This is a genomic window from Thermococcus thioreducens, from assembly GCF_002214545.1.
Taxonomy (GTDB): Archaea; Methanobacteriota_B; Thermococci; order Thermococcales; family Thermococcaceae; genus Thermococcus; species Thermococcus thioreducens.
The window spans coordinates 646,031-662,681 of sequence record NZ_CP015105.1; the positions used below are offsets into that span (position 1 = coordinate 646,031).

A 16,651-nucleotide genomic window follows, 5' to 3' on the forward strand; every position below is an offset into this window, starting at 1 on the left:
ATGGTCTGGCTTGGTGTTTTAATCTTTATCCTTCTGGTTTTCCTGGCCTTTTCGGCCTTTGTAGCCTACAAGATGGTCAAACCGCCGCGCTTTGTCGGAGACTGGACGCCTGAAGACCTCGGCTTTGACTATGAGGACGTTGAGTTCACAACCGAGGACGGCCTGAAACTCAGCGGCTGGTGGGTAGACAGGGGGAGCGATAAGACAGTCCTCCCTCTCCATGGATACACCAGAAGCAGGTGGGACGAGGTTTATATGAAGGACACCATTGAGTTTCTGCTCAAAGAGGGCTACAACGTTCTGGTCTTTGACTTCCGGGCCCACGGAAAGAGCGAGGGGAAGTACACCACGGTTGGCGACAGAGAACTGCTCGACGTTAAGGCGGCAGTAGCGTGGCTGAGGGAGAACCACCCCGAACGGGCGCAGATAATTGCGCTGGTTGGCTTCTCAATGGGTGGAATAGTTACGATAAGAGCCTTAGCAGAGCTCAAGGAGGTCTGCTGTGGTGTGGCTGACAGCCCGCCGATTTATCTCGATAAAACCGGTGCTCGGGGCCTTAAGTACTTCGCCAACCTGCCAGAGTGGCTCTACTACTTTGTCAAGCCATTTACAAAGCTCTTCAGCGGGGCAAGGGAGCTCAACATGCTTGAATACGCCGATAAGGTAGAGAGGCCCCTCCTCTTTATAGCGGGCGAAAAAGATCCCCTGGTGAAAGTCGATGAGGTAAAGGAGTTCTACGAACTGAACAAAAAGAGGAACCCCGATGTTGAGCTCTGGGTTACGGATGCTCCCCACGTCAGGGCTCTGAAGCTCCATCCGAAGGAGTGGAAGGGGAAAGTTGGGGAGTTCCTTAAAAAGTACCTTTAGGAGGTTTTTTGTCCCTCCTTAACTTTTTTGTAATGAATTCCCTAAAAACGGGGTCAAAACGGCCTCGGCTAACCCTCTTCTCCTCACCGCTCAGCGTGGCTAACGCTCGTCATCGGCCGGAAGAATTTCAGGGGAACCTTTTAAAAAGCAACCGCCGAAGGGAGAAGGGGGATGAAGAGCGTTTACCGGTCGGATTTGGAGATGAAGAGACTGGCACTGGCCGACCCCATCACTTCTTGAAGAGCTCGTGCTCAACCAGCGCCACTATGTCGTTGTGGATGTCCTCAACGCTCGCGAGGGCGTTCACTATCCTCATCTCGGGGAAGCGCTCGGCTAACTTAAGGTAGTTCTCTCTGACCTTTTTCTGGAGCTCCGCTATCTTGTCGAACTCGGTCTTTATGCTCCGCCCGTTGATACGCTTCATGCTCTCCTTGACGGGTAAATCAAGGAGAATCACAAGGTCTGGCCTTATTGCGAAGCGGTTCAGGTCTATCAGCCACTCCAGGTCTAACCCGCGCGCCCACTGGTAAGCGAGGGAGGAGTAGAAATACCTGTCGGATATTACTACCTTCCCGGCCTCAAGGGAGGGTTTTATGAGCTTTGCAACGTGTTCCGCCCTGTCGGCGGCGAAGAGAAGCGCCTCAGCCTCGTGACTTATCCTGGCGCCATCGATTATGCCCTCACGTCCTCCGGTGAGAACCAGCTTCCTTATCAGCTTTCCAAAGGCGGTGTCCGTTGGCTCCTTGGTCAGAATCACGTCATAGCCTTTTTCCTCAAACCACTTTGCCAGAAGCTTTGCCTGGGTTGATTTACCCGCGCCATCGATGCCTTCCATGACTATAAATGCTCCCACAGACGTCACCTCCAAAACGAACGGGAGATTATAATGAACCTGTCCCTTTTAACGCTTTTCTCTTAAAGACTTTTAGGAGATTTAAAATAGAGGGCAAAAAATTCAAAGGTTTTTCCTCATGTGGTCAAGGAGCTTCCACATGCTGCCGAATTCAAGCTCCTCCCCGTCTTTGTAGAACTCCACGATGCCCTCCGGTCTAAAGCGCAGTCCGAAGTCGTATTCACCCTTCTGGAGCTTGTGCATGAAGACCTCTTTGGGCTTTGGCGGAAGGTAGCTCGTCATCATGTCGTTTATCAGTTCGACCTCAAAGCCGAAGTGGTCGCTCATGCGCGGGAAGAACAGCACGGCGGGGGGGGTCATGGCATCAACCAGGGCTTTGCCATCCACCCTGAAGTTGTAGTACTTGAAGACCTCGTGGAGGAAGTCATCCAGGGCGTTTGGATAGTACACGGTCGCCCCGATGTCGTTGGGCTGGGCCTCGATGAAGCTCTTGCTCTCCATTATGGCCCCTATCTCATCGCTGTCTATGCCGCTGACATAAACGCGGACACCGCCGTAATAGTACACGTACGCCAGCGGAAGTCCCTTCCTGTGGGCAAAGTCCTTCAGGGCTATCAGTGGGATAAGGCGGACGTCCATTATTGTCGAGCCCGTGCTGACGATTCCAACCACCATGGCCCGCTTTCCGTACCTGGATATTGCCCTGCCGTCCCTTCCGACTATTATCGTACCGTGGGATATCGTTCCTATGGCCCTTCCGAGAAGGGCAAGTTCCTCGGGGTTGAACCTCTGGGAGTAGTACACTTCCACTTCCACCACCTCAGTCCGGGAGTATTATACTTTCCTTACCAATCCGCGACTCCACCCAAATCTTGACGTTGGAGCCTATCTTGCTGAAGTCCTCGATGAGCGTGTTGTCGCCTATAACGCTGCCGGGCTGTATAAGGACACCCTTGCCCACGCGGACGTTCTCTCCTATTATAGCCTCCTTAATCTCGGCACCCTCCTCTATGACGGCCCCTGAAAATATCACCGAACGCTCTATTTTAACGTTTCTGCCGATTTCCACGTCGTCTCCCAGTACGGCAAAGCCCCTCACCTCCGGCCGTCTCAGTATGCACCTCCTGCCCGTGATGAGGGCACCGCCGTACTCAAGGTTGCCCTTAAGGCTCTCGGTTCTGAGGCCGGGCAGAAGCAGTCTGCCGAGAAAAACATCTTCAGTGGCCTGAAGGTAGCTTGATGGCCTTCCAACGTCGTTCCAGTACTCATTGAACGGAAACCCGTATAGAGCCAAGTCGTTTTCGAGCATCCTTGGGAACAGGTCCTTGGAGAAGTCGAAGTTCTTCCCCTTGGGAACAAGGTCAAAGGCCTCCGGTTCGAAGACGTAGATTCCTGCGTTAACGAGGTTGCTGAACGCTTCCTCCGGCCTCGGCTTTTCCTTGAACCGGATTATCCTCCCATCCTCATTGATTATTGCAATGCCGTACTGGCTGGGGTCATCCACCCTGGAGAGGGCTACCGTTGCGAGGGCCTTCTTTTTGCGGTGGTACTCGTACAGGGCCTTAAGGTTGAGGTTGGTGAGCACGTCGCTTGAGACGACGAAGAACGTTTCATCGATTTCCTTAACGACCTTCTTTGTGGCTCCCGCTGTTCCAAGCTTCACGTTGTCCCTGTCGGAGTAGTGTATCTGAACCCCCCAGCGGCTCCCGTCTCCGAAGTAGTCCATTATGCGCTCCTTGAGGTATCCGACGAGAACGTATATCTCGTCAACGCCGGCTTTTACAAGGCTTTGAACGGCATATTCCATCAGCGGCCTGTTGAAGAAGGGTATCATGGGCTTTGGTCTGTAGACTGTTAGCGGTAATAACCTTGTGCCCTTGCCTCCGGCCAGGATCACTGCCTTCATTACGCGCACCAAGAAAGTATATCACCGTCGGTTAATATACTTTGCGCTGAAGGTAGGGATATGGACATCAATCACTAACTATGGGCATTACATGCTGTCTTTTTGACGATCAGCGACCTTTTTCTAAACGATTGGGACGACAAAGGCTTCAGATTCCGTTTCACGCTGGTCACAACGACGAAGAATTTTTAAGCATGAATCCAACTCCCATCGGAGGCGATATTATGAACGCCTTGGAGAGGCTTGAAAAGCTCCTTGATAAAGAGCAGTTTGAAAAAATCAGGGCGATAGACAATCCCGAACTCCACGAGTTTCTGGCGGACTGGATTGAATGGCTTGAGCCGGATAAGGTCTTCGTCTGCACCGACAGCCCGGAGGACGAGGCCTACGTCCGCTGGAAGGCCCTCTACTACGGGGAGGAAAAGCTCCTCGAAACGCCGAACCACACCGTCCACTACGACAGCTACTACGACCAGGCCAGGGACAAGGCCAACACCAAGCTCCTCGTCCCGGGCGGGAAGGAAATACCCTTCCTCAACACCAAGGACAGGGACGAGGGCCTGAGGGAGATACGGGAACTCATGAGGGGCATCATGAAGGGTAAGGAACTCTTCGTGTGCTTCTTTGTTCTCGGGCCCAGGAACTCTGTATTCACGATTCCGGCAGTTCAGCTCACCGATTCGGCCTACGTAGCCCACTCCGAGTTTATTCTCTACCGGAAGGGCTACGAAGAGTTCAAACGCCTCGGAAGGGGAGCCAGGTTTTTCCGCTTCGTTCACTCGGCTGGAGAGCTCGACGAGAGAAAAACGAGTAAAAACCTCGATAAGAGACGCATTTACATTGACCTCGTCGGAGAGACGGTTTACTCCGTCAACACCCAGTACGGCGGCAATACCATCGGGCTCAAGAAGCTCGCCTTCAGGCTCACCATCCAGCGCGCGGTCAGGGAGGGATGGCTCAGCGAGCACATGTTCCTGATGCGTGTCAACGGCCCTAACGGGAGGAAGACCTACTTCACCGGCGCATATCCAAGCATGTGCGGAAAAACATCCACCGCCATGATAAGCTGGGAGAACATCGTCGGCGACGATCTAACCTTCATAATGCCCTTCAACGGCGTCGCAAGGGGGGCCAACGTCGAGAAGGGGGTCTTCGGCATAATCCAGGGTGTCAACCCCGAGGACGACCCGATAATATGGCAGGTTCTCCACTCCCCGGTCGAGATAATATTCTCCAACGTCCTTGTCAAGGACGGAAAGCCCTACTGGAACGAGATGGGCATGGAGATTCCGGAGGAAGGCGAGAACCACAGCGGAAAGTGGTGGAAGGGCAAGAAGGACAAAGAGGGCAACGAAATACCGCCGAGCCACAAGAACGCCCGCTTCACGGTTTCACTTGAGCACTTCCCGAACGTCGACATGGATGCACTCGAAGCACCGTGCGGCGTCGAGATAGGTGGAATGATCTTCGGCGGCAGGGACAAGGACACGTGGCCCCCGGTGAGGGAGGCCTTCGACTGGAAGCACGGCGTCGTTACGATGGGAGCTTCGCTTGAGAGCGAGACCACCGCGGCAACGCTCGGCAAAGAAGGTGTTAGGGCCTTCAACCCGATGGCAATACTCGACTTCATGAGCGTTCCCCTGGGGGAATACATCGAAAACTACCTGAGGTTCGGGGAGAAGCTTAGGAAGGCCCCGAAGATATTTGCGGTGAACTACTTCCTCCGCGACGAGAACGGCAACTGGCTCAACCACAAGCTTGACAAGGCCGTCTGGCTCAAGTGGATGGAGCTTCGCGTCCACGGCGACGTCGATGCCATAGAAACGCCGATAGGCTACATTCCGAAGTACGAGGACTTGGCAAGGCTGTTTAGGGAGGTTCTGAACAAAGGGTACAGCAGGAAAGACTACGAGAAGCAGTTCACGGTAAGGGTTCCGGAGCTTTTAGCGAAGATAGAGCGCATTGAGAGGATATACCGCGAGCAGGTGAGGGAAGTTCCAGAAGAGCTCTTTGAGGTTCTTGAGGAAGAGAAGAAGCGCCTTCTTGAGGCCAGGACGAAGTACGGCGACTACATCAGCCCCTTTGTCCTTGAAAGAAAGTGAGCCTCTCTTTTCTCCTTTTCGTTGAATGCCGGACGGCAAGACTTTTTAAGGTTGACTCCAAATATTTATCACCCATGATGATACACGGGTGGTTGCCATGGTAGAGGTTTTCAATACCCAGGATGTAATCAGGGAGAAGCTTCCCCATCCTTTGAAGGATCTGGCGGAGCTTGCCTACAACTACTGGTGGAGCTGGAACAGAAGGGCAACAAAGCTCTGGGAGTATATCGATCCGGAGCTGTGGCAGGAGCACAAGAACCCTGTCAAACTCCTTCTTGACGTTCCCCAGAGCCGCCTCCGCGAGCTTCTCAAAGATGACGATTTTATGAACCTCTATGACCTCGTAACCGAGCAGTTCGAGGACTACATGAACCCCTCCTCGACCTGGTTCTCGACCAACTACCCCAAGTGGGACAAACCGATAGTGTACCTCTGCATGGAATACGGAATAAGCAGGAGCCTGCCCATCTACTCTGGCGGACTTGGAATTCTCGCCGGCGACCATGTGAAGACCGCGAGCGACCTCGGACTTCCGTTCATAGCTATAGGCCTCCTCTACAAGCACGGCTACTTCCGGCAGGAGATTGACAGGGACGGCAGGCAGAGGGAAGTCTTCCCGGAATATAAGCCAGAGGAGATGCCAATCAAGCCAGTCCTTGGAAAGGATGGAAAACCTCTCCTCATCGGGGTTCCCATAGAGGACAGGATTGTTTACGCAAGGGCCTTTGAAGTTGCCGTTGGCAGGGTGAAGATATACCTCCTTGACACTGATGTCCCGGAAAACAGCGCCGACGACAGGACGATATGTGACTACCTCTACAACGCGGAGATTGACAAAAGGATAAAGCAGGAGATACTCCTCGGAATCGGTGGTATGAGACTTCTTAGAGCCCTCGGAATAGAGCCCGGCGTGGTTCACCTCAACGAGGGACACCCTGCCTTTGCGAACCTCCAGAGAATGGCCTGGTACATGGAGGAGGGCCTTACCTTTACCGAGGCCCTCAGCATAGTGAGGGGCACGACGGTTTTCACTACCCACACCCCGGTTCCGGCCGGCCACGACAGGTTCCCGATAGAGGAGGTCAGGAAGAGGCTTGCAAAGTTCCTTGAGGGCAGGGAAGAACTGCTGGAGCTCGGGAGAGAGGGCGACCAGCTGAACATGACCCTGCTCGCGATAAGAACGTCGAGCTACGTCAACGGCGTAAGCCAGCTCCACGCGGAGGTCAGCAAGCGCATGTGGAGGGATCTCTGGCCCGACGTTCCCATAGACGAGATACCCATTGAGGGCATCACGAACGGAATCCACACTATGACGTGGGTTCACAATGAGATGAGGAAGCTCTTTGACCGCTATCTGGGCAAAATCTGGCGCGAGCACACCAACCTTGAAGGCCTCTGGTATGCCGTTGAGATGATTCCCGACGAGGAGCTCTGGGAGGCACACCTCGAAGCCAAGCGGCAGTTCATAGAGTTCCTCCGGAGAAAGGTTATGAGGCGGAACGAACGCCTTGGAACAGACGATCCCCTACCGGACATAGACGAGAACGCACTCATAATAGGCTTTGCCAGGCGCTTCGCAACATACAAGCGCGCGACCCTCCTGTTAACTGACCTTGAGAGGCTGAAGAGAATTCTCAACAACCCCGAAAGACCGGTTTACCTTGTCTTCGGTGGCAAGGCTCACCCAATGGACGAGGCCGGTAAGGAGTTCCTCAAACGCGTTTATGAAGTCAGTCAGATGCCCGAGTTCAGGGGCAAGATATTCGTGCTGGAGAACTATGATATGGGCAGTGCCAGACTCATGGTCGCTGGCGTCGACGTCTGGCTCAACACGCCGCGCAGGCCTATGGAGGCGAGCGGGACGAGCGGCATGAAGGCTGGACTGAATGGCGTCCTCAACGCGAGCATCTACGACGGATGGTGGGTCGAGGGCTACAACGGCAAGAACGGCTGGGTTGTTGGAGAGGAAACTACGGAACCTGAAACCGAAGCGGACGATGTGAAGGATGCGCAGGCCCTCTACGACCTCCTGGAGAGGGAGATAATCCCAACGTACTACGAGAACCGTGAAAAATGGATATACATGATGAAGGAGAGCATCAAGAGCATAGCCCCGCGCTTCAGCACCCACAGGATGGTCAAGGAGTACGTCGGCAGGTTCTACGCGAAGGCCATGAGCAACCACATCTGGCTGACGAGGGAGAACTACAGGGGAACAAAGGAGATAGCGGCGTGGAAGGACAGGGTTACCGCATCCTGGGACAAGGTGGTCGTAGAGAACATCAAGATCAGGGATGACCGGAGCGGCTTTGAGGTTACCCTGTATTTGGACGGGCTGGCACCGGAGGACGTCAGGGTCGAGCTGTACTACGGCGTTCGCGCTGAAGGCTACCATGTGGAGAAGCCCTACATCATCGAACTGAGGCACCCGAAGAAGCTTGAAGATGGTAGATGGCTCTACACCTACGAGGGGACGGCACTGAGGCACCTCGGTGACCCATGTTGGCACTACGCCCTCAGGGTTTATCCGCACCACGAGAAGCTGCCCCACCGGTTCCTTCTCGGTCTGGTTAAGTGGAAAGGCCTCACCTAAAATTTTGTTTCCCTTATTTTTTAACTCTGTGTTATCCCTACGGTGCCTGCACTCAGACGGTGGAATTGAATGTCACGATCACTGGCAAATTATGATGGGTTATGTTTTTAACCTTAGGTGCCTTGAATGGAGATTTGATAAAATACCTGGAGGTGAAGTTATGGACGATGTCAAAAAGTGGACACTCTACATGACCTTTTTGGTAGCCGGTTTTGCCACCGGAATCGGAACTTTGGGTCTGTTCCCGCAGTTTTGGCTTAAATACGGGCTCACAGGGCTTGCAGTCCATGTACTGTTCCTGGCGCTGTTTGCATATGTGGCCATACTGGAGGCAGAAACCGTCATGAAGTCCGGCTATTACTTCGTTGAGCTCTACCACAAGCTTTTCCGCAGGAGGGCGATGATAATCTCGATCTTGGTCGCAGTAATCATCTTCCTCTCGTACTACACAGCAAACACCATGCTCAGCATTCTGGCCCCCCTGCTCGGAACTGGAACGGTGGGGAGGCTCATCGCAAAGGTGCTGATGTTCGCGTTAATCTTCGTGGTTCTTACCCGTGCCAAGGAGAAGTCCTTTGCGATAATGGCCTTTGGGTCATTAGTGTTTGTGGTTGCAGTTGCCGTAACGGCGGTGGCGTTTAAGACCCAGATTCCCGAAAATGCTACGTTCCTTGGAATGGCCAAGCACATGCTCGTTGCGAGGACTTCTTTAAGCCTGGATCTTATCAGGGACGCCGCGATGAGAGCAGCGTATGGAGTCGGCCTGGGATTCGCTTTCTACCTGATGCTCGGCAGTTTCCTTAATGAAAGGTTTAATCCTCGGGTTATTATAGGGGCCGGAGTGCTGCTCCAGTTCTTTGTCAGCGTACTCTCAACCATCATAGTGGTATATGCCATAGCACCCTCAACCCCCGAGAGGCTCCTAACCTACGTCTATGGTGGGGAAGAGGGAGCAATCGCACTTATGGCTGAACTGCCCACCCTCCTCAAAGACTACCAGGTTCTCCTGCTCCTGATAGCAATCTCCGTTTTCTTTGCGGGCCTCACCAGCCTCCTTCCAACGGCAGAAGTAGGGCTTCAGATAGTTGAATCAATGCTCAGGGTGGGAAGAAACAGGGCAACGACGTACCTTATAGGGGCCTCTCTGGCCGTTGGGGTCATTGATGCAGCGCCGTCGGTGGCAGATATGGCCTTGAAGGCCGTGACCGTGTCAATATTCTTCACTTCAATCTATGAACTCTGGCCGGTGTTGAACTCAAAAGAGAAGAGGCCAGCAGTCATGGGAGCAAGCATTCTTGCGGCACTTCTATTCCTGGTGGGCGGTGTCTATGCGCTGATAACGACTTTCAAAGCTGGAGGGATATACATAGCCTCGGGAATACTGGCGATGGTCATTGTCGGCTTTGGGCTTATTGGGGATGGACTGCTCCCAGCTCAGGAGGAGGTATGACTTAGTTTTTCCTTTTTATCTTAGCTTCCCTTTTTCAAAATTGAAAAGTGGATAACTTCAGCGATTCTCATTTGTGGGCAAATATTGCCACAACTTTCTCTCCAACCTTATCGATCCTGACGAAGCCGAAGCGCTCAAACTGGACGATGTCATCAACCTTAACGTCCGCATTGCTCTCCAGAATGCCCTTCCTGACAATCAGCTCGTCTCCATCCGGCACCAGAACCTCACAGGGCTTACCTTCTGTGACCCAGTGAACCATTCTCCAGCGGTTTTCTCTTGCTACCTCGTACTCGACGCTGTGGAACTTGGCCTTGATTCCGTCCTTGCTCACATTGATTATCTCGACGTTGAAGAGATCCTTCAGGCGAACAAAACTGCCCGGTTTGAAGAGTTCTATGTCATCCTTAGAGACGTAGACGGGCTTTCCGGGGATGAACTTGAGCTTCCTGACGCCTCTCTCCGGGTGGTCCGGGTGGAGCGGTATCTCGGCGGTGAACTCCTTTGCTCCTTCGATGTACATGGGTATCGGGTCGGCAACGAAGAAGTACCTGTTGGCTATCGGCTCGATGATGTGCCTGTTTATCGCGGCTAAATTGTCCCAGCTTATTGTGGTGTCGCTCCTCTTGAGGCCGACCTCTATAATGAGCTCCCTTATTGCCTCCGGCCTTATACCGCGCCTCTTGAGTGCCCTTATGGTTCCGAGCCTCGGGTCGTCCCAGCCGAGGTACTTACCCTCCTGGATTCCCTTCCGGGTCTTGGACTTGCTGAGGATTACTCCCTCTATACTGAGTCTTCCGTGGTGTACGGTGACCGGATACTCCCAGCCGAAATAGTCGTAGATGTAGCGCTGTCTCGTCTCGTTTTCGGCATGTTCCTGGCCGCGGAAGATGTGAGTGACGCCGAGCTCGTAGTCGTCTATGGCCGAGGCGAAGTTGTAGAGGGGCCAGACACGGTATTTGTCCCCAACGCGCGGGTGGTCGGGGTTGTCGATTATCCTCAGCGCCGGCCAGTCTCTGACAGCGGGATTGGGGTGCTTGAGGTCGGTCTTAATCCTGACGACGGCTTCACCTTCCTTGTACTCGCCGTTCAGCATCTTCCTCCAGCGTTCGAGCTGAACCTCCACCGGCTCCTCTCTGTGCGGGCAGGCGATGCCCTTGTCGCGAAGCTCGCGGAACTTCTCAGGCGGGCAGGTGCAGACGTAGGCTTTTCCACCCTTTATGAGCTTCTCAGCGTAGTCGTAGTAGATTTCCAGTCTGTCGCTGGCGATGTGTATTTCGTCTATCTTGAATCCGAGCCATTCGAGGTCCTCGATTATCCAGTCGTAGAAGATAGGCTCGGGCCTCTTGACCTTCGGGTCGGTGTCGTCGAAGCGGAGTATAAACTTCCCACCGTAGAGCCTCGCGTACTCGTGGCTCAGGATGGCTGCCCTCGCGTTTCCAAGGTGGAAGGCTCCATCGGGATTGGGAGCGAAGCGGGTAACGACCTTTCCCTTCTCCGCCTTCGGTAGGGGGGGAAGGCCCTTCTTTTCCTCCTTTTTGGTCTTCTTTGCCTCAAAAAACTCTGGATAAATCTCCCTCAACTTGGTCTCCTGCTCCTCAAGCGAGAGGGCGTTTACCTTTTCGACGATCTCGTCCACGAGGGGGATTATTTCTTTGGCCTTTGGCCTCAACTCGGGGTTCTCGCCGAGAACCTTTCCTATTACCGCCTTGGCGTTTGCCTTCCCCTTGTGGGTGTAAGCGTTTATGAGCGCGTACTTCAGTACAAGCTCTTCCACGTTCATTCTCCTCACCGGGGGGAGAAAGGCGGGAGTGGTTATAAAGTTAGTCCTCAGAAATTGGGAGAAAAGAGATGCGGAGCTCACTCCGCGAAGGTAACTATCTTGAGGTTTATCGGCCTCCTGACGACGTTGTACTTCCTCGCGCCCACGAGGTACTTGACGCCGCTCTCGCTCACGGTGTCTATGAGCCTCTGGGTGATGACACCGTTGAAGACCACAGCGTAGACGTCCTTGCGCTCCTTGAGCTGGTTCGTGAGTTCCCTAACCGGTATCTCCGCAACGGTGTTCTTGTCCTTGTCGAGGAGCAGTGCCATGGACTCCTTGGAGGCCTTGACCTTCTCTATGAACTCCCCGAACTCATCGAGCTCGCTCGGCCTTGGTTGCTGAATGGGCTTTATTATGCGCTCCTCCTTTCTGGGCTCTGGTTGGGGCTTCCTCTCCTCAGCCTTCACGACCGGTGGGGCAGGGGCCGGGGGCTTGGCCTCCCTCTTTTCTTCCCTTGACTTGGCCTTCTCCTTTTCCTTTATGACATCGTAGAAGTTCCTGCCCTTGTAGAATATCTCCGTTATAACCTGCTCGGCCGGAACCTTGCTCCTAAGAGACTTAACTATCTCCTTCTTGGTCAGCTCCTCGACTTCCTTGCCCTCCGGTGCCCTTGCCACGTAGTCCACGTCAGCAACCTGGAGAAGCTCCTTGAGTATGAGCTCACCGCCGCGGTCGCCGTCCGTGAAGGCGGTGACAATTCTCTCCTTGCTGAGCTTTATGATTGTCTCGGGGACGGAGGTGCCCTCCACGGCTATCGCGTTCTTTATGCCGTGCTTGAGCAGGTTGAGAACATCAGCCCTGCCCTCAACGACGATAATTGAGTCCGAGAACGGCACATGGGGTCCAGCAGGAAGCTTCTCTGGCCCGTACTCGATGAGCTCCTTAGCCCTAACCGCCTTCTTAACCTCCTCCGTCAGCTCCTGGGTTTCGGGTATCTCCTGCTCCATAAGGCTTTCGAGTATCTCCTTGGCCCTCTCGATTATGTACTTCCTCTTGGTGGCCCTAACGTCCTCTATGCGGAGAACCTTTATCTTGGCCTCAGCGGGACCAACGCGGTCGATAGTCTCCAGAGCAGCAGCCAAAATCGCCGTTTCGACTCTGTCAAGGCTTGATGGGACTGTTATCGTTCCGTAGGTCTTTCCGGCCTTCGTGTGAACTTCAACCCTTATCCTTCCAATCCTTCCAGTTTTCTGAAGTTCCCTAAGATCGAGATCGTCACCCAGAAGGCCCTCAGTTTGACCAAAAATAGCACCAACGACGTCGGGCCTTTCAACAATTCCGTTTGCCTCAAACTCGGCATAGATTACGTACTTCGTGGTTCCAAATTCGTCTTTGGCTGACATACCACCACCCTCTTTCCGTTTTTCAAACTTCTGCTTTTCAGCCAAAATGTGGTGAAGCACTGTCTTCTTCCTCTTCATCGAATCCCCTCCATCAGGGGGTCAGAAACGGAGACGACCTTGAGGTACAGGCCGTAGAAGTCTTCAATCCCTTTGATGTCCTTCTTTGCTATTCTCTTAAGCTCTCTGCGCGTTTCTGAATCGACCCTGCAGGGATAGCCCTCCAGATACCGGAGGAGCTTCCTCGCGAGCTCTTCGCCCTTTCTGTCGAAGTCAGTAAGTATCATGACCTCTTTATACGATGACGCGATGAGCGCGACTTCCGTTAGCGGGAGGCGTGAGAGCCTTATTATCTCCGCCCTGACCCCCAGATTCCTCAGAGCCACCTCGTCTCGCGGGCCCTCCACGATGAGGGCTCCCTCAAACTCTCGCAGTTTATCTATAAGCTCCAGGAATCTTTTATAGTTTTCGGCGTACATATTGCCGTCGGTTAGGTAAAGAAAGAATGGGGTTATAAGCTTATTGGAGGATTTTTGACGTCTTTTTGTCTACATCAGCACACGTTGCGCACGGGAACCGTGTGGCTCATGGGCTCCTCATAGAACTCCTCAATGAGCTTCTGGAGCTTTCTTGAGAGCTCAACCTGCTTGCCCCAGGAACCCTCTATCTTGCCCTTCGCTGCCATCCTGCCCAGAAACTTCTTCATCTCCTCGCTCAGAGGTGAAGGCTTACATTTCGCCCAGGGTGTTCCCGGGAGCGGCATGAAGTAGTGCGCCCTGACCTTACCTCCTTTTCTCATAATCCACCTCATCAGTTCGATGCTTTTGAGCTGGCTCTCCTCGCTCTCGTTCGGTATGCCGACGATGAAGTCGACGACAGGCTCAAAACCGTACTCAAGCATGTATTCCACCGCCCGCTGGACGTGCTCCACCCTGTGAACCCTGTGCATTGCTCTCAGCATCGCGTCGTCACCGCTCTGGGCACCTATCGCCAAACGTTTGTTGTCGGCATAATCAATCAGGAGCTCTAAAGTCTCTGGGAGGACGAACTCCGGTCGGACCTCACTGGGAAACGTGCCGTAGAAAAGCCTTCGGCCTTCCTTCCTTAGGGGCTGAAGGGCCTTGAGAAGGGCCTCAAGCTTGTTGATTTTGAGTATCGCCCCAGGGCTTCCGTAAGCAAATGCATTTGGCGTTATGTAGCGCATGTCCTTCATCCTGCGGGAGTATTTTACAATCTGGTCTATCGGCCTGTGCCTCATCCGGAGCCCCTTGATGTAAGGTGTCTGGCAGTAGTAACAGCCGAAGGGACAGCCGCGGGTTATCTCTATGGGGGATATCAGACGGACGCTTTCCGGGTACGGTGGAAATCGCCAGAAGTCCTCGACTCTCGCAAAACCTGTAAAGATGAACTCACCGTTGAGGTAGAAGGCCAGTCCCCTGATATCAAGGAGCTCCCCTGTAATCCTATATCCCGTCCTTTTCAGCACCGTGAGTAACTGATAGAGAACCTCCTCTCCCTCTCCTATGGCGGCTATGTCAAAGCCAAGCTGGTTGAGCGTATGTTTGGGCATCGCTATCGCGTGATAGCCACCGGCTATTAGCAGCGCACCTCTCTCCTTGAGAAGCCGGACTTCCTGAGGAAGACCCCCCCATATCTCCTCCGTGAAGAACGAGTAGAAAACGACTTTCGGCCGGGCCTTCAGAATCTCGTTGAAGTCCTTCGTTATTAACAGTTCCCCGAGGTCAAAACCCTGGCTCTCTAGGGCTCCGAGGAGGTGGACAAATGCGTTGTGGTTGCGTTTGGTCATCCTGATGGCTATCTCTGGCATGGTGGAACATGAGAAGGGGCATCTTAAAAATCTGATGACTGCAAAAATCAAGAAGGAAAAGGCCTTCAGGCCTTGATGGCGAGCTTGATGTCCTCGGCCTTGACGGTCTTTCTGCCAGCGTGCCTAGCGAACTCAGCGGACTTCTTGGCAAGCTCGATGGCGTACTCCTCAAGGTACTCGGCGAGAACCTTGGCGGCCTCCTCGCTGACCCTCTCGGCGCCAGCCTTCCTAATCAGCCTGTCAATCGGGGCAATCGGCAACTCAGCCATTCGCAACACCTCCAGGAAGGGTTTTTCGGTATTTTTTAAAGAATTGGAGATATATAAACCTTTCGGTAAACGGAGCCGTCTACGTCGATTAGACGGCCGGTGCGCCGTTGAATACAATCGGCTTGTCAAGAGGGATATTTTCATTGACATTTGGGGGGATAGACAACCGATCAAGAGTCCAGGGTGTCAGGGAAGGCCCCACCCAGATGGTGCCTCCTGCCGACAATAACCCGGTAATACCGGGGGCAATGTAGCCGGCAATCTTTGAAAAATCCTAATTCACCGCACTTTGCCTGGATATGGCTTAAGGAATAGAATGGGGTTAACGGAAAGCGGTTATCTTTTCCGCCTCTTTGAGAGTGCCAGGTGCTGGCTTCCCTGGTAGTTCCCGCGGTATGGGTTTCTGGCCGGCCCTTCCAGTCTGATGAAGGCTATCTGCACGAAGCGTTCCCCGTAGGCGAGCTCAACCGGTTCGTCTGATGCGTTGTAGATTCCGAGGGTTAGGTTGCCGTCCCAGCCAGGGTCAACCCACGCGAACGACCCAAGGAGGCCCTCCCTGGCGAGGCTACTTCTGAGCTTCATGTCGCCCATTACATCGTCGGGGAGCCTAACCCTCTCAAGGGTCAGGATGAGGGCATACGTCTTGGGAGGAATTGCAACCTTTCCGGCCTCTTCGACGTCTATCAGTTTTCCATTTATGTACGCCTCCCTCCCAACGCGCAGGTCGTAACCTGCCGGCTGAAGGGACCTCTCACTGAAGGGTTCGATTAGAATTTCCCTCCTGATCTTCCAGTCCGGGAGCATCATTAGTGACCACCGCAAGCTTTATTTTGCCGCCCCTTAAAACACTTCCGAGGGCCCGTGGCCTAGGGGACATGGCGCCGGCCTTCGGAGCCGGTAGTCGCGGGTTCGAATCCCGCCGGGCCCGCCAGTAATACAAACTTTTCTGGCGAAAAGTTTGATCAAAAGCTTGTAATTCCTTTTGAGTGGTCAGATTTTTAGTGGGTTTTGTTTTAGTTGTGACTTTATAGGAGGATTCATCGCCAAAAGGCGCTTTTAACGGGTTCAACTTCAACTCGCGCTCCAAAGGAGCGCTAAAACTCTGAACCTTTTAAACAACCATATGGGACAGAATACCATTTGGTCGAAAGGATAATATCTAGAGAAAACCCCTCCTAAATAGACGGTACCAGGGGAAATCACGAACTTTGATGAAACTTTGCGCAAGCAAGGGTTGCTTCACATGCATCGCAAATAAGGTTAGGATATAAAGATAATCCCCTCAAAATACGAAAATGCTTCACTCCTGCGTCAGACCGCGTATCAGGTCGTCAAGGGCTTTGTAGGCTTCGCCGGTGGAGTACACCTTCTCCATTGTCTTCATAATCTTATAATGGGCATCAACGCGGTATGTGCTGACGTTCTTCCTGATCCCGTACGGGCCGACGAGAACCTCGCTCACCATGCTTACCCATTCGGTGTAAACCGTCATGAGCTCTTCCAGAACCATGATCTTCGATGCCATTCCCATTTCTTTAAGGGCTTCATCGAGGGGCTTATCCCCAATCTTTTCGAGGACGATGGGCATGAAAACCACCAGAGAATTATGGGGCTCATG

14 protein-coding genes and 1 tRNA gene are annotated in these 16,651 nt (G+C 53.4%); 5 read left to right on the forward strand and 10 right to left on the reverse strand.

The features are described from left to right. Entirely contained in the window at positions 1-867 is an 867-nt protein-coding gene (locus tag A3L14_RS03550; RefSeq protein WP_055429038.1) for an alpha/beta hydrolase, read from the forward strand. A 229-nt stretch (positions 868-1,096) separates the two neighbouring features. Here A3L14_RS03550 and tmk read toward each other — a convergent pair whose 3' ends face one another. The 3 genes from tmk to A3L14_RS03565 form a co-directional block, all read right to left on the reverse strand. Next, positions 1,097-1,720: a dTMP kinase gene (gene tmk / locus A3L14_RS03555; protein ID WP_055429037.1), complete on the reverse strand. Its 624-nt coding sequence runs from the start codon at positions 1,718-1,720 to the stop codon at positions 1,097-1,099. Between the two features lie 102 nt (positions 1,721-1,822). Continuing rightward, positions 1,823-2,530 carry a phosphohexomutase domain-containing protein gene (locus A3L14_RS03560; protein WP_088886108.1) on the reverse strand — a complete coding sequence of 236 codons (708 nt, stop codon included), beginning with the start codon at positions 2,528-2,530 and terminating at the stop codon, positions 1,823-1,825. Positions 2,531-2,540: 10 nt separating this feature from the next. Next, positions 2,541-3,626: a sugar phosphate nucleotidyltransferase gene (locus A3L14_RS03565; protein WP_055429035.1), complete on the reverse strand. Its 1,086-nt coding sequence runs from the start codon at positions 3,624-3,626 to the stop codon at positions 2,541-2,543. A gap of 224 nt (positions 3,627-3,850) precedes the next feature. Here A3L14_RS03565 and A3L14_RS03570 point away from each other — a divergent pair, with 224 nt between their 5' ends. From A3L14_RS03570 to A3L14_RS03580, 3 genes are all read left to right on the forward strand, one after another. Then, entirely contained in the window at positions 3,851-5,728 is a 1,878-nt protein-coding gene (locus A3L14_RS03570) for a phosphoenolpyruvate carboxykinase (GTP) (protein WP_198300097.1), read from the forward strand. 97 nt (positions 5,729-5,825) lie between these two features. Then, positions 5,826-8,321, forward strand: a complete 2,496-nt coding sequence (gene malP, locus A3L14_RS03575; RefSeq protein ID WP_055429034.1) for a maltodextrin phosphorylase — start codon at positions 5,826-5,828, stop codon at positions 8,319-8,321. Positions 8,322-8,481: 160 nt separating this feature from the next. Continuing rightward, complete coding sequence (locus A3L14_RS03580) at positions 8,482-9,771, forward strand: sodium-dependent transporter (protein ID WP_055429033.1); 1,290 nt, start codon at positions 8,482-8,484, stop codon at positions 9,769-9,771. Positions 9,772-9,838: 67 nt separating this feature from the next. On the opposite strand, the gene A3L14_RS03585 is transcribed toward A3L14_RS03580, so the two are convergent. The 6 genes from A3L14_RS03585 to dcd form a co-directional block, all read right to left on the reverse strand. After that, a complete protein-coding gene (locus A3L14_RS03585) occupies positions 9,839-11,554 on the reverse strand; it encodes a glutamate--tRNA ligase (protein WP_055429032.1) in 1,716 nt (571 codons plus the stop codon). Between the two features lie 77 nt (positions 11,555-11,631). Beyond that, positions 11,632-13,017, reverse strand: coding sequence for a DNA primase DnaG (gene dnaG, locus A3L14_RS03590; protein WP_055429031.1), 1,386 nt, complete (start codon positions 13,015-13,017; stop codon positions 11,632-11,634). Continuing rightward, entirely contained in the window at positions 13,014-13,415 is a 402-nt protein-coding gene (locus A3L14_RS03595; RefSeq protein ID WP_055429030.1) for a toprim domain-containing protein, read from the reverse strand. Before A3L14_RS03595 ends, dnaG begins: the two co-directional genes overlap by 4 nt. Before the next feature lie 74 nt (positions 13,416-13,489). Continuing rightward, the gene (locus A3L14_RS03600; RefSeq protein ID WP_055429029.1) at positions 13,490-14,764 is read right to left on the reverse strand and encodes a TIGR04013 family B12-binding domain/radical SAM domain-containing protein; all 1,275 of its coding nucleotides are present in this window, start codon (positions 14,762-14,764) and stop codon (positions 13,490-13,492) included. 65 nt (positions 14,765-14,829) lie between these two features. Beyond that, entirely contained in the window at positions 14,830-15,033 is a 204-nt protein-coding gene (gene hpkA / locus A3L14_RS03605) for an archaeal histone HpkA (protein WP_074631403.1), read from the reverse strand. Positions 15,034-15,369: 336 nt separating this feature from the next. Then, the gene (gene dcd / locus A3L14_RS03610) at positions 15,370-15,840 is read right to left on the reverse strand and encodes a dCTP deaminase (RefSeq protein ID WP_055429027.1); all 471 of its coding nucleotides are present in this window, start codon (positions 15,838-15,840) and stop codon (positions 15,370-15,372) included. A gap of 48 nt (positions 15,841-15,888) precedes the next feature. Between dcd and A3L14_RS03615 the strand changes: the two genes are divergently transcribed. Continuing rightward, positions 15,889-15,964 (forward strand) — tRNA-Arg (locus tag A3L14_RS03615). 369 nt (positions 15,965-16,333) lie between these two features. On the opposite strand, the gene A3L14_RS03620 is transcribed toward A3L14_RS03615, so the two are convergent. Next, complete coding sequence (locus A3L14_RS03620) at positions 16,334-16,630, reverse strand: hypothetical protein (RefSeq protein WP_143597809.1); 297 nt, start codon at positions 16,628-16,630, stop codon at positions 16,334-16,336. Between the last annotated feature and the right edge of the window lie 21 nt (positions 16,631-16,651).

Bases quoted from the DNA above. Each gene is read 5' to 3' on its own strand.
- malP (WP_055429034.1), top strand. From the start codon at position 5,826: ATGGTAGAGGTTTTCAATACCCAGGATGTAATCAGGGAGAAGCTTCCC.
- A3L14_RS03600 (WP_055429029.1), bottom strand. From the start codon at position 14,764: ATGCCAGAGATAGCCATCAGGATGACCAAACGCAACCACAACGCATTT.
- dcd (WP_055429027.1), bottom strand. From the start codon at position 15,840: ATGATGCTCCCGGACTGGAAGATCAGGAGGGAAATTCTAATCGAACCC.
- A3L14_RS03595 (WP_055429030.1), bottom strand. From the start codon at position 13,415: ATGTACGCCGAAAACTATAAAAGATTCCTGGAGCTTATAGATAAACTG.
- dnaG (WP_055429031.1), bottom strand. From the start codon at position 13,017: ATGAAGAGGAAGAAGACAGTGCTTCACCACATTTTGGCTGAAAAGCAG.
- hpkA (WP_074631403.1), bottom strand. From the start codon at position 15,033: ATGGCTGAGTTGCCGATTGCCCCGATTGACAGGCTGATTAGGAAGGCT.
- A3L14_RS03570 (WP_198300097.1), top strand. From the start codon at position 3,851: ATGAACGCCTTGGAGAGGCTTGAAAAGCTCCTTGATAAAGAGCAGTTT.
- A3L14_RS03580 (WP_055429033.1), top strand. From the start codon at position 8,482: ATGGACGATGTCAAAAAGTGGACACTCTACATGACCTTTTTGGTAGCC.
- A3L14_RS03585 (WP_055429032.1), bottom strand. From the start codon at position 11,554: ATGAACGTGGAAGAGCTTGTACTGAAGTACGCGCTCATAAACGCTTAC.
- A3L14_RS03550 (WP_055429038.1), top strand. From the start codon at position 1: ATGGTCTGGCTTGGTGTTTTAATCTTTATCCTTCTGGTTTTCCTGGCC.
- A3L14_RS03565 (WP_055429035.1), bottom strand. From the start codon at position 3,626: ATGAAGGCAGTGATCCTGGCCGGAGGCAAGGGCACAAGGTTATTACCG.